The 13168-nt window shown below is 39.5% G+C and carries 10 protein-coding genes and 1 other annotated feature; of the genes, 9 read left to right on the forward strand and 1 reads right to left on the reverse strand.

What is annotated here, in order from left to right:
• Nucleotides 1-12 precede the first annotated feature (12 nt).
• Nucleotides 13-217 (forward strand) — a binding site (T-box leader).
• Between the two features lie 51 nt (nt 218-268).
• Together proB and AMET_RS03360 are read left to right on the forward strand one after the other, a co-directional pair.
• Entirely contained in the window at nt 269-1063 is a 795-nt protein-coding gene (gene proB / locus AMET_RS03355; RefSeq protein WP_011971806.1) for a glutamate 5-kinase, read from the forward strand.
• 145 nt (nt 1064-1208) lie between these two features.
• The gene (locus tag AMET_RS03360; protein WP_011971807.1) at nt 1209-2921 is read left to right on the forward strand and encodes a proline--tRNA ligase; all 1713 of its coding nucleotides are present in this window, start codon (nt 1209-1211) and stop codon (nt 2919-2921) included.
• A 149-nt stretch (nt 2922-3070) separates the two neighbouring features.
• On the opposite strand, the gene AMET_RS03365 is transcribed toward AMET_RS03360, so the two are convergent.
• Entirely contained in the window at nt 3071-3922 is an 852-nt protein-coding gene (locus AMET_RS03365; protein ID WP_011971808.1) for a sugar diacid recognition domain-containing protein, read from the reverse strand.
• Between the two features lie 326 nt (nt 3923-4248).
• Between AMET_RS03365 and AMET_RS03370 the strand changes: the two genes are divergently transcribed.
• The 7 genes from AMET_RS03370 to AMET_RS03400 all read left to right on the forward strand — a co-directional run bounded on the left by AMET_RS03370 (nt 4249) and on the right by AMET_RS03400 (nt 13154).
• On the forward strand, nt 4249-5856 hold the full coding sequence (locus AMET_RS03370) for a gamma-glutamyltransferase family protein (RefSeq protein ID WP_011971809.1): 1608 nt from the start codon (nt 4249-4251) through the stop codon (nt 5854-5856).
• 91 nt (nt 5857-5947) lie between these two features.
• Nucleotides 5948-6844 (forward strand): fumarylacetoacetate hydrolase family protein, encoded by an 897-nt coding sequence (locus tag AMET_RS03375; RefSeq protein ID WP_011971810.1) that lies wholly within the window; start codon nt 5948-5950, stop codon nt 6842-6844.
• Between the two features lie 104 nt (nt 6845-6948).
• Nucleotides 6949-9180 carry a DUF4147 domain-containing protein gene (locus tag AMET_RS27030; protein ID WP_011971811.1) on the forward strand — a complete coding sequence of 744 codons (2232 nt, stop codon included), beginning with the start codon at nt 6949-6951 and terminating at the stop codon, nt 9178-9180.
• Nucleotides 9181-9242: 62 nt separating this feature from the next.
• Nucleotides 9243-10478: an NAD(P)-dependent oxidoreductase gene (locus AMET_RS03385; RefSeq protein ID WP_011971812.1), complete on the forward strand. Its 1236-nt coding sequence runs from the start codon at nt 9243-9245 to the stop codon at nt 10476-10478.
• Nucleotides 10479-10572: 94 nt separating this feature from the next.
• Nucleotides 10573-11577, forward strand: a complete 1005-nt coding sequence (locus AMET_RS03390) for a zinc-dependent alcohol dehydrogenase family protein (protein ID WP_011971813.1) — start codon at nt 10573-10575, stop codon at nt 11575-11577.
• Nucleotides 11578-11816: 239 nt separating this feature from the next.
• A complete protein-coding gene (locus AMET_RS03395) occupies nt 11817-12671 on the forward strand; it encodes an FAD binding domain-containing protein (RefSeq protein ID WP_011971814.1) in 855 nt (284 codons plus the stop codon).
• 12 nt (nt 12672-12683) lie between these two features.
• Nucleotides 12684-13154, forward strand: a complete 471-nt coding sequence (locus tag AMET_RS03400; RefSeq protein WP_041720300.1) for a (2Fe-2S)-binding protein — start codon at nt 12684-12686, stop codon at nt 13152-13154.
• Nucleotides 13155-13168: the final 14 nt, after the last annotated feature.

Consider the following 13168-nt stretch of genomic DNA (forward strand, 5'->3'; position numbering starts at 1 on the left):
AATATAATATGGATAAATACGTTGAAAGAGAATAGTAAAAAGAAGATGTTTCACAGAGAGTAAGGAGACGGTGAGAGCCTTGCAAACTATTTTTTTGAACCCGCTCTGGAGTATATAACTGATAAAGTTATTACGGCTGTAATCCCGTTATGATTATACAGAGTGAGTCTATTTGACTAACTAGGGTGGTACCGCGGGTAAAGTTCTCGTCCCTTCTATGGGATGAGGGCTTTTTTTGTTTTCAAAAAACAGAGAGGAGGGACAAAGGATGATAAGGGATTTAATAGAAAGCAGTAAAAAGATTGTCATAAAAATAGGGACTAATGCATTGGCAAATGATGATGGAACCATAAACATAAATCGTGTATACAACCTCAGTCAACAAATAAGCCATTTAATAAAGGAAGGCAAACAAATCGTGATCATATCCTCAGGAGCAAGGATTGCTGGCCTAGCAACACTAGGTAAATGGAAGCTTAAGGATGACATGCATTATAAACAAGCTCTTTGTGCTATAGGTCAAGTGGAACTAATGAATGCATACAGAAAGACATTTAGGGAACATGATATTCATATAGGACAATTACTGTTAAATAGAGAGGATTTTTATAATTATAAAAGAACGATTAACATAGGAAACACTCTATTTACATTACTAGATGAAGGCGTTATTCCTATTATTGATGAAAATGACACCGTAAGTGTAAAGGAAATCAAAACAGAAGATAATGATACATTAGCAGCGTATACTAGTAAGTTATGGAATGCAGATTTATTAATTTTCTTGGGTGATACTGATGGAATATACAATAAAAACCCAAAGGAATATACTGATGCCAAGCTACTAGAAGAGGTGGAAAATATTGATGAATTAGATAAAATGATACAAACTGGAGAATTAGATGAGATTGGAACCGATGACATAATTTCAAAAATGAATGCAGCGAAAACACTAAATGACTGCAATACTCCAGTGATCATAGCCAACGGCAAGGTAGAAAATATTTTATTAAAGTTATTAGAGGGAAAGGCAAAAGCCACTGTTCTTCGAGATATCAAGTAAAATAGTAAAAAATAGGTCGCAGCTTAAAAAAAGTTTTCCAATTGCATAGATTCGTATATGATAACTGTATGAAAACTAAATTTCCATTGTAATTAATAAATTTAGCTATAAAGACTAATAAATGAAAATAGAGGAGGAAGAAATAATGAGAATGTCTAAACTATACATGCCTACCCTAAGGGAAGTACCTTCGGAGGCTGAATTACCAAGTCATCAATTACTATTAAGAGCAGGGATGATTAGAAAGCTTGTAGCAGGAGTGTACTCGTACCTTCCATTAGGGTACAGAACATTGAAAAAGGTTGAACAAATTGTACGAGAGGAAATGGACCGTGCAGGTGCCCAGGAGGCACTGATGTCTGCATTACAGCCCAAAGAGCTATGGGAGGCAACGGGAAGGTGGCAAGCCATTGGACCAGAGATGATGAGATTAAAGGATCGTCATAACCGAGAATTCTGCTTAGGGCCAACTCATGAGGAAGTTATCACAGATTTAGTTAAGAATGAGTTGAAGTCTTATAAGCAATTACCACTAAATTTATATCAAATTCAAACAAAATATCGTGATGAAAAAAGACCGCGATTTGGATTGATGCGCTCTAGAGAGTTTATTATGAAGGATGCCTACAGCTTTGATAAAGATGAAGAAGGTATGAAGAAATCCTATGAAGACATGTGGAAGGGTTATGAACGTGTCTTCGACCGTTGTGAATTAAAGTATAAAGTGGTTGAAGGAGATGCTGGAGCCATGGGAGATAGTGAGTCCCATGAATTTATGGCCATGTCTCAGTATGGAGAAAGCCTTGTGGCTTACTGTGATCACTGTGATTATGCGGCTACAGACGAAAAAGCGACAGTTGTTTATGATGTAACGGAAAAAGACGAAGGATTATTAGAAACTGAAAAGATACATACTCCTAATACGAAAACCATTGAAGCATTAACAATGTTATTTGATTGTGATGCAAACCATTTTATTAAAACCCTTTTATTTGAAGCTGGAGAAAAGGTTGTGGCGGTAAGTATTCCTGGAGATCGAGATGTGAATGAGACTAAATTGGTTAATATGCTAAATATTCCAGGTCATGAATTAGTAATGGCCAGTGAAGCGACAGTCAAGCGTGTTACCGGAGCTGAAGTGGGTTTTGCTGGACCGATGAATCTAAAGGGCGAAGTCAAGCTCTATGTAGATGCACGGGTAAGTAAAATGAAAAATGTTGTGGTAGGAGCTAACGAAACTGACTATCACATTAAAAATGTCAACTATGGCAGAGACTTTGAGGGAGAGCTTGTGGAAGACTTACTGCTTGTACAAGAAGGAGATCTATGTCCAACCTGTGGAGAAACATTAAAATTAGACCGTGGAATTGAAGTGGGTAATATATTTCAATTGGATATGAAATACAGCAAGGGTTTAAATGCCACATTCCTTGATGAAAATGGTAAGGAACAGTATTTCTACATGGGATCATATGGTATTGGAATTGGAAGAACAATGGCAGCGGTCATTGAGCAATATCATGATGAAAAAGGCATTAAATGGCCATTAGCTTTGGCACCTTATCAGGTTGTTGTCACCATTGTAAATCCAAATAAGGATGAACAAAGAGAGTTAGGTGAAAAAATCTATAGTAAATTACTTTCTAAAGGGGTAGAAGTATTATTAGATGATCGTAAAGAAAGTCCAGGTGTGAAGTTTAAGGATGCAGAACTGATTGGTATTCCAATTCGTGTTGTTGCCGGCAAGAACGCGGGAGAAAACATTGTGGAGTTTGCACTAAGGGCAACGGATGAAAAGAAAGAAGTCGAAGCGGACGAAGTCGTTGAAATGGTCATGGATCAGTTAAAAGGATTATAAGGCGAAGGTGTAAGATGCGCAGCTTGTAAAGAAATAAATTGAATCACTTAGAATAAGTGAGTGATATTAAGTAATAAAAAAGCAGTCTCCTTTGATTAAGGGGCTGCTTTTTTATATAGTAGGAAAGTGGATACTACTAAAGGATAAAACTATGTCAGTTTTTTTACAAATACATCCACTGATGTGGTGATATTTTCAATTTCATGGGACAGAGATTGAATCACAGTAGCTTGTTGATGTGTAGCACTTGAATAGCTTGTAATATTATCAGAAACATTGGTAATTAATTCTTTAAGATTACTTAGAACATCATCCACTTGTCCAACGGAGTTTGCTGTATTGTCTGCAAGCTTCCGTACTTCATTGGCAACAACATTAAAACCCTTTCCTTCAGCTCCAATCCTAGCTGCCTCAATAGAAGCATTGATTCCCAGAATCGTGGTTTGCTTAGAGATTTTATGAATAAAATCAAGGATTTTATTTGTTTCCATAATTTCTTCTTGGGTTTTCTTTACCATTTCACTTAACTCCACAATGGTACTTGATTGCCCTTCTGAAGAGGCGGATAACTCCTCTAATCCAGCAGAAGATTCTTGAAGACTGGTATTAATATTGTTGGCCATTTGATTAAGGTCATCCATAAAGAGTTTACGTTCATATTCTATGACAATCATGTGAGAAGCAATCATAGCAATGGGTCTCATGTCAGTTGGATTACCTGATATGCCAATGGCACCGATACGTTGATTTTCAGTATCAATGGCCACGCTGAACCCTGGGCGGGTACCAGATAACTGCATGGTCATTTCCTCTGTTATAGCGATAAAATCAATTTTACCCGACATAATATCCTTAGCGCCTTCATGAATGGTACCCAGTCTTTCTGGTTGGGTAGTGGCAATGATGATACCCTTCTCTCCAAAAAAGTGAGCATTCTGGTTTGTTTCTTTTTGGATCAACTTCATTAGTTTTTGTGCGAAAATTGGATCAATAATTGACATAATAATAACCCCCCGTTATCATATATTTAATGTCGTGATCATTTCAGATATAATTTAAAAACAAAATTGTCATAAAACGATCATATATAACTTTAAATAGACAAAACATTTAAACTATTGTGTACATTCGACAGAAACATTATAATTCCTCTATTTTATCCTAAAGCAATCGATTTACTATGTGGATGTGAGGGGGGTTGGATAATCGATAAAGATGAAAAATAAAAGACCTTGCAGGAAGTTTGAAGGTATATCAAGAATATAGACCCAAGGTAGAATATTTCGTAGCTATTATTTCCTAGCTATAATTAGGGGAGTGAAAGGATATGCAATATGATGCATTACATTATCCATATCCATCTAAAAGAAATGTGGTCTATGGGAAGAAGGGAATGGTGGCCACATCACAGCCCTTGGCAGCCCAAGCGGGATTAGAAATCTTAAAAAAGGGCGGTAATGCCATTGATGCTGCCATTGCCACCGCAGCTTGTCTAACGGTTGTGGAGCCTACTTCCAATGGAATCGGTGGAGATGCTTTTGCATTAGTTTGGACAAAGGGGAAGCTCCATGGTTTGAATGCCAGTGGGCCTGCTCCTCGGAAACTATCTGTGGAGGCGTTGAAAAAAGATGGATACGAAGAAATTCCAAAGTATGGATGGATTCCAGTAACGGTACCAGGGGCACCATCAGCATGGGGAGAACTATCTCGAAGGTTTGGAAAGTTATCCTTATGTGAGGTGCTGGCTCCTGCAATCCAATATGCCAGAGAAGGCTATGCAGTTTCACCCACAACCAGTGAAGCGTGGCAGCGGGCCTATGACATTTATAAAGAACAGCTAAGGGGAGTTCAATTTAATCATTGGTTTGAAACATTTGCCCCTAAAGGCCAGGCCCCAAATCCAGGAGAAATATGGTCTTCGGAAGGGCATGCCCGTACATTGGAGTCAATTGCTCAAACCAATGGAGAGAGCTTTTATAAAGGAGAATTAGCGGAGGCCATTGTGACATTTTCTAAGGCCTATGGGGGATACTTACGAAGAGAAGACTTGGAGGCCTATCATCCGGAATGGGTAGACCCGATCAAAGTTAATTATCGGGGATATGATGTCTGGGAGATGCCACCTAATGGACATGGGATTGTGGCCTTAATGGCTTTGAACATTGCAAAGGGATTTGATTATCTAGAAAAAGAGTGTGTCGATACCTATCATAAACAAATTGAAGCATTGAAATTGGCCTATGCCGATGGTGAACAATATATTGCCGATGCCAGTAACATGAATGTGAAGGCGGAGGCATTGCTTTCCGAAGGCTATGGACAAGGACGGAGGGCGCTAATCGGTGAAAAGGCCATCCTGCCACAAGCTGGTAAACCGGCCCAGGGGGGGACTGTTTACTTAGCCACCGCCGATGATGAAGGAAATATGGTGTCCTTTATCCAGAGTAACTATATGGGATTTGGATCGGGTTTAGTGGTGCCAGGGACAGGAATTGCCCTACACAATCGAGGACATAACTTTGTATTAGATAAAGCCCATGTGAATTGCTTAGAGGGTGGCAAAAAACCGTATCATACAATTATACCTGGATTCTTAACCCAAGGAGAAAAACCCATTGGACCCTTTGGTGTCATGGGTGGGTTTATGCAGCCCCAGGGGCATATGCAGGTCATCATGAATACAATCGATTTTCATTTGAATCCCCAACAGGCATTAGATGCACCCCGGTGGCAATGGATCCAGGGAAAACGAGTAGATATCGAACCTCATTTTCCTAATCATATTGCACAGCAGTTGGCTAAAAGAGGCCATGAAATCAATATCCAATTAAATACGGGTAGTTTTGGTCGAGGACAAATTATATGGCGAACAGAAGAAGAGACCCTATGTGGTGGAACGGAAGCACGGACAGATGGTGCAGTAGTGGCTTGGTAGCAGAAGTTGATAAGGCAAGACTGAATCAGAGGAATTTTAACAATACAGTGAAGATGAATATAATATAAAATTATAGGGGAGAGGATTAACCATGTATTTCACAACATATATAGAGGATAAGGTAGAAAGAGTAGGAATATTGAATGATGAGAAAAGCAAGGTACTAGACTTAAGTAAAATAACAGTATTTCAAGAATTTGACCAGTTATTAAACTTAATAGAGGGCTGGAACCATGAGCTTAGGGAAGTAGCAAAGGAAGTCATCGACAATAAAAAATTATGGCAAGAACAAGGAACGGACATTTACAAGGTAAAGGTGATTGCACCGATCCCGCGATTGAAGAGAAATGTCATTTGCCTTGGACTCAATTACAAGGCCCATGTGGCAGAATCACAATCAGCTTTATCGGCAGGAATTAAGATGCCTGAGTTTCCTGTGTATTTTACAAAGATGTCTACGCAGGCCATTGGACCTCAGGAAGCAATTAATAGCCATCCACAAATCACCCAGGAGGTAGATTATGAAGTGGAATTGGCAGTGATTATTGGTAAGGGGGGCACTAATATTCCTCCTGAAGAAGTACAAGATCATATATTTGGATATACCATACTAAATGACGTCAGTGCTCGGGACCTACAACGTCGCCATAACCAATGGGTAAAGGGAAAAAGCTTAGATACATTCACGGTCATGGGACCATGGATTATGGAAAAGGAGACAATTTCCCTACCAGTAGAATTAGATCTCTATTCTAAAGTCAATGGAGAGATCAGACAGCACTCCAATACCAAGGATTTTATTTTTGATATTCCTACGGTGATAAGTGAATTATCAAAGGGGTTAACCCTAGAGGCAGGAGATGTGATTGCCACTGGAACGCCAGCCGGTGTTGGAATGGGATTCAATCCTCCAAAATATTTGAAGGCCGGAGATGTAGTAGAATGTTACATCGAAAAGATCGGTAGATTAAGTAATCCTATTATTTAAAAATTTCAAGGAATATTGAGTTGAAAATCTTTGTTTTGCCATATCTTGCTCAAATGAATGATGGAGTAGAAATTATTTGCAAAAGAATATGAGGAGGAATAGGGATGACAAAACCAAAGGTATATGTGACACGACCTTTGCCCACAGAAGCCTTAAGATTACTTAAGGAACGGTGTGATGTCGAAATGAAACGTGATTCAGAGAATCTATCGAAAAAAGAACTACTAGAAAAGCTTAAAAAGTATGATGCTATATTGGTTTCAGGAACAAAAATTGACGAAGAAATATGTGAAGCCATTCAATTTAAATGCAAAATATTAGCAAATTATGGAGTGGGCTATGACAATATAGATGTGGATGCAGCAACTAAGTACGGGATCTATGTTTCCAATAACCCTAATGCTGTAACCGAGGCCACAGCGGATTTAGCATGGGGGCTAATTTTAGCTACTGCAAGGCGGATTGTTGAATGTGACCAGTATATACGTTCTGGACAAAAAAACTGGGGACCTATCAATTTACTTGGTAGCCAAGTAAGTGGAAAAACCATTGGAATTATTGGAGGCGGTCGTATTGGTACGGCTGTAGGACAACGTGCAAAGGGGTTTAATATGAATATTATTTATACTGGCCCAAAGCCTAAAGCTACTTTCGAAGAGGCAACTGGTGGTAAATATGTTGATAAGGAAACGCTCCTAAGAGAAGCTGACTTTGTTTCAATACATGTGCCTTTACTTTCTTCTACCAAGCACCTTATTGGGACTGATGAGTTAAAACTTATGAAAGATACAGCTATATTGATAAACACTTCTCGTGGTTCATTAATTGATGAGAAAGCTTTGGTAAAGGCCCTTCATAATAATGAAATTGGAGGTGCGGGTCTTGATGTGTTTGAGCAAGAACCTGTAGTGGAACGTGATTTACTAGATATCAAAAAGGTTGTACTTACCCCTCATGTGGGTACATCTACTTTAGACACCCGGATAGAGATGGGAGAGACCTGTGCTAGAAATATTTTTTCAGTCCTCGATGGTAAAGCACCGCCAAACTGTGTTGTTTCTATTAAAACTGATGAGCATTCAAATAGCATTAGAGAAGATGCTTTAATTATCGTTGAAGAATCTATAAAAGCTGTCTTGCCAGAAGCCGCCGTGATAAAAGCATTACAAAAAAAGGATTTTACAGGTAATACAGTAGTGGTGGCTATCGGGAAGGCTGCTTGGAATATGGCTAATGCTACGAAAAACACCCTAGGAGATCGAGTTTCAAAGGGTGTTGTCATGACAAAATATGAACATTCCAAGGGACCCATAGAGGGATTTGAAATCATAGAAGCTGGACATCCAGTCCCGGATGAGAATTCGATTAGGGGTACAAATAAAGCGCTAGAATTAGTTGGAAATTTAACGAAAGAGGATGATGTCATCTTTTTAATATCTGGTGGTGGATCCTCTATATTTGAAAAGCCCATGGAGGGAGTAGACCTTGAGGATATTATGGATATCACCAATCAACTTTTAGGCTGTGGGGCAGATATTGTTGAAATTAATACAGTAAGAAAACGTCTTTCAGCAGTAAAGGGAGGGAAATTTGCATCCTTATGTGGGGATGCTAGTATATATGCCATCGTATTATCGGATGTAATAGGAGATCGGTTAGACTCTATTGCTTCTGGTCCAGCCTATCCAGACAGCTCCACCTCAAAAGAGGCCTTGGATATAATCAATCGGTATAAATTGGAAATTTCCGATCATCTAAGAGGGGTATTAAATATAGAAACCCCTAAAACCGTTGATAATTGTGAAACAGTTATTACAGGAAGTGTCAGTGCTCTATGTCAAGGGGCTGTAATAGGTGCCCAAAAGTTAGGATATAAGCCAATGATTCTCTCTTCTACTTTAGATTGTGAGGCAAAGGATGCTGGTAAGTTTATGGCAGCAATTGCTAGAGAAATCAAGTTAAATAATGGAAATCAAACTTTATTCACCCCCCCTTGTGCAATTATTGTAGGTGGAGAAACAGTGGTGCGTTTATTGGGCAATGGGAAAGGTGGAAGAAATCAAGAATTAGCATTATCTGCAGCCCTAGGTATTGAAGGACTTGAAGATGTCGTCATATTTTCCGTGGGATCAGATGGAACCGACGGACCCACAGATGCAGCTGGAGGAATTGTAGAAGGAACAACAGCAGAACGTATGAGGAAGATTAACATATCCCCCGAAATCTATCTAGATAATAATGATTCTTACCATGCACTTAAGGCAAGTGGCGACCTGATTATAACAGGATCTACAGGAACAAATGTCAATGACATAGCTGTTTTACTATGTAGATAATTGTTTTTAAGAGGAGAGACTAAAAGTGAAGAGTTGAAAATATCGAGCCAGGAGATGATTAAATGTCGAAACACGTGGTGGATGAAGCCCAAAGGTGTCTTCAGTGCAAAAAACCAGCATGCCGAAAGGGATGTCCTATAGATACGCCAATACCTGAGTTTATTAATTCATTATTAGGGGGAGATATTCGTGCATCCGGTGAAATGTTATTTAGGAATAATCCTTTATCTGTTATTTGTTCACTAGTCTGTCCCCACGAGAAGCAATGTGAAGGGAATTGTATATTAGGCAAGAAATCTAACCCTGTTCATATAAGCGCAATAGAAAACTATATTTCTGATTACAGCTTAGACATTATGGATTTAAAGCCTAAAGAAAAGCTAGAAGGCAATATCGGAATCATTGGGGCGGGACCTGCAGGAATCACAATTGCATTTATACTGGCTTTAAAAGGATATAACATCACAATTTTTGAAGCAAATGATAGAATCGGTGGGGTTTTAAGATATGGTATTCCGGAATTTAGATTACCTAAAGATATTTTGGAAAGGTTAAAATATAAGCTGGTGAGATTAGGTGTCACAATAAGACCCAACACGCTAATTGGTCCAGTATTGACAGTGGAAGACTTATTTAGGGATGGATTTGATGCTTTATTCATTGGTACTGGTGTATGGAAACCAAAGAAAATCAATATAAAGGGTGAAAGTTTAGGACATGTGCATTATGCCATAGATTATTTAAAGAATCCAGAAGTTTATGATCTGGGGGAAAAAGTATGTATTGTTGGTGCAGGAAATGTTGCCATGGATGTTGCTAGAACAGCATTAAGAAAAGGAGCAAAAGAGGTTTCCATCATGTATAGAAAGGGTACAGAGGATATGCCTGCCAGGGAGTATGAAATTCAGTATGCCAAGATAGATGGGGTCAAATTTGAACTTTTTAAAACACCGGTAGAATTTACCAAGCAAGGGGTGCGCTATGTTAAAACAGAAGAAAATAATGATGAGGGAGAGATCAATAACACACATAACCCAAGGGGAATATTTGAATGTGACTCCGTCATTGTTTCCATCAGCCAAGGTCCCAAGGCTAATGTTGTTTCTAATACCAAGGGAATCGAAATCAGTCATTATGGTTTGGTGATTACAGATGAACATGGAAGAACAACAAGAGAAGGTGTGTTTGCATCGGGAGATGTGGTGACAGGTGCCAAAACAGTAGTAGAGGCGGTTCGTTTCTCAAAAGAGGTTGCGGAAGTGATCCACCAATACGTTGCAAAAAAGTATGATTTATAAATAGACCATGATCGTTATTCACTTAATTGTTTTGCCCTCCCTTACATTGGGCATAAAGTAGATAAGAGTAATGTAAGGGAGGAATGTTTAGGTGATGAAAGCAATGGTAATTAGGGAATTTGGTGGGCCTGAAGTATTTAAGTTAGAAGAGGTATCAAAGCCAACACTGAAGCCAGGACATGTGTTAATTCGTGTGGAAGCTGCCTGTATGAACCCCATAGATGTTAAAATACGCGGTGGATTAGTCAAGGCCGCCACGGAAACACTTCCAGCAATTCTTCATGGAGATGTGGCCGGGGTGGTTGAAGCAGTTGCAGATGATGTAGAGATGTTAACGGTAGGAGATAAAGTCTATGGACTCGGTGGTGGCGTCAAGGGAACGGGAGGTGCATTAGCAGAATATATGCTAGTGGATGCGGATCTATTAGCCATCAAACCTAAAAATCTTTTTATGGATGAAGCAGCCTGTTGCCCAGTGGTGGCATTAACCGCGTGGGATGCTTTGGTTAACCGAGGAAAAGTTCAAGTTGGTCATCGGGTGTTGATTCATGGAGCAACCGGAGGCGTAGGACATATGGCAATTCAAATTGCTAAACATTTAGGGGCAGAAGTGTATGCCACAGCTTCTTCCGATGAAAAAATTAAAATAGCAAACAAATTAGGGGCTCACCATGTGATTAACTACAAAGAAACCTCCGTAGAGGAATATGTCAATCAATATACTGAGGGAAAAGGCTTTGACCTTGTATTTGATACGGTGGGTGGAGAGAATTTAGATCGTTCCTTTGAAGCGGCAGCAATGACGGGAACTGTGATCTCAACCAATACCCGTTCAACCCATGATTTAAGTATGCTTCATGCAAAAGGATTAAACCTTCATGTGGTATTCTTACTGTTACCTCTTTTACATGGAAGTGGCAGAAAAGAGATGGGATATACATTAAGAAGAATTAGTCAGTTGATCGAGCAAGAGATTATTAAACCCTTATTAGATGAAAAAACCTATGGTTTTTCTGAGGTAAGCTTAGCCCATAGACAGTTAGAAAGTGGTCAGGCCATCGGAAAAATAGCCTTGTTCAATGATCTTGCATCAAAATAACAATAACTTATTTGAGTTTTAGTCAACCCATTTTAGTAAGTCGAAACATCATAAACGAAAAGCCTATGCCAGGACAGATATTCTAGTCTATGGTATAGGCTTTTTTTTGGTGGAGAATTTTTGTGAAATTTCACAAAAATATAAGGCTAAAACCTTAAAACTTTATTAGATTATAACAAACCTATATCTTCATTGACAGTAATAAACATGTATCAATAGAGGAAATGGGGGTGAAGGGTATGAAAGCGTTTTCGTATTTCAAACCACAAACACTAAAGGAAGCCAGTGAAACATTACTGCGCTATGGAGAAGAAGCGGTTATTTTAAATGGGGGCTCGGATTTAGTGGTGAGGATGAAGGAAAACCTTGCAGCACCAAAGGCTGTTATTGACATTAAGGGAATTGAATCATTGCATGAAATCAAATATGATCAGCATACAGGATTAAGGGTAGGGGCTTGTGTCACCCTGAATCGAATGGCTCATGATGAAAATGTTGTGACACACTATCCTATTTTGGCAGATGCAGCTGAAATGGTAGGGTCAGGCCAAATTAGAAACATCGCCACAATGGCAGGAAACAATTGTAATGCGTCGCCATTGGCGGATACGGCTACACCACTTCTAGCATTAGATGCTTGGGTAATAATTTATTCAGTAAAAGGGAAACGAGTGGCTTCAATCCACGACTTTTTTAAGGGCGTTCGAAAGACATGCCTACAACCGGGAGAAATTGTGACAGCTCTTTGTATTCCATCATTTGAAAATATGAAGGGGGTTTTTAAAAAGGCTTCCAGAAGAAGGCATGTGGATTTAGCCACAGTCTGTACGTCGGTTGTCAAAGTTCATGATGAAATTCGAATTGCCCTAGGTGCTGTGGCACCCACACCCATACGAGCACGTAGGGCCGAATATCTTGCACGTGGAAAGCGGCTGAGTGATGATGTCATAGAAGAAATTGCTAGACTGGCTGCTACCACAGAAGCAACTCCTATTGATGATGTCAGGGGAACGAAGGATTATCGTGTCCATATGGTGGAGGTCTTAGTTCGTCGGAGCTTACAGGAACTCAGGGAGGAAGTAAAGGAAGGGTAGGAGGTGGATTGCGTGAAATATGAAATTCAATTTATATTAAATGATGAAAAAATAAGGCATGAGGTGAGATCAAACCAAACCCTATTACACATGCTACGAGAGGATTTTGATTTAACTGGCTCAAAGGAAGGCTGTGGACAAGGAGAATGTGGTGCTTGTACTATTTTAATAGATGATAAGCCTGTGAACGCCTGCTTACTCTTAGCCCTGGAGGCTGATGGACGGGTGATAACAACAATTGAAGGTCTATCTCAGGGAGATAGCCTAGATGAGCTCCAAAGTACATTTATCACTAATGGCGCTCTGCAATGTGGCTATTGTACCCCGGGAGTCATTATGATGGCCAAGGGATTACTGAAGGAGAACCCATCTCCCACCATAGAAGAGGTAACCGAGGGGATTAGTGGGAACCTCTGCAGATGTACAGGATATAAGCGGATTATAGAAGCCATCATGGAAGTGGTTGAAGGAAATCAAGAGTGAAGTGAATCAAGAGT

Origin of the sequence: Alkaliphilus metalliredigens QYMF (assembly GCF_000016985.1) — a bacterium.
Classification (GTDB): Bacteria; Bacillota; Clostridia; order Peptostreptococcales; family Natronincolaceae; genus Alkaliphilus_A; species Alkaliphilus_A metalliredigens.

Bases quoted from the DNA above. Each gene is read 5' to 3' on its own strand.
- proB (WP_011971806.1), top strand. From the start codon at position 269: ATGATAAGGGATTTAATAGAAAGCAGTAAAAAGATTGTCATAAAAATA.
- AMET_RS03360 (WP_011971807.1), top strand. From the start codon at position 1,209: ATGAGAATGTCTAAACTATACATGCCTACCCTAAGGGAAGTACCTTCG.
- AMET_RS03365 (WP_011971808.1), bottom strand. From the start codon at position 3,922: ATGTCAATTATTGATCCAATTTTCGCACAAAAACTAATGAAGTTGATC.
- AMET_RS03370 (WP_011971809.1), top strand. From the start codon at position 4,249: ATGCAATATGATGCATTACATTATCCATATCCATCTAAAAGAAATGTG.
- AMET_RS03375 (WP_011971810.1), top strand. From the start codon at position 5,948: ATGTATTTCACAACATATATAGAGGATAAGGTAGAAAGAGTAGGAATA.
- AMET_RS27030 (WP_011971811.1), top strand. From the start codon at position 6,949: ATGACAAAACCAAAGGTATATGTGACACGACCTTTGCCCACAGAAGCC.
- AMET_RS03385 (WP_011971812.1), top strand. From the start codon at position 9,243: ATGTCGAAACACGTGGTGGATGAAGCCCAAAGGTGTCTTCAGTGCAAA.
- AMET_RS03390 (WP_011971813.1), top strand. From the start codon at position 10,573: ATGAAAGCAATGGTAATTAGGGAATTTGGTGGGCCTGAAGTATTTAAG.
- AMET_RS03395 (WP_011971814.1), top strand. From the start codon at position 11,817: ATGAAAGCGTTTTCGTATTTCAAACCACAAACACTAAAGGAAGCCAGT.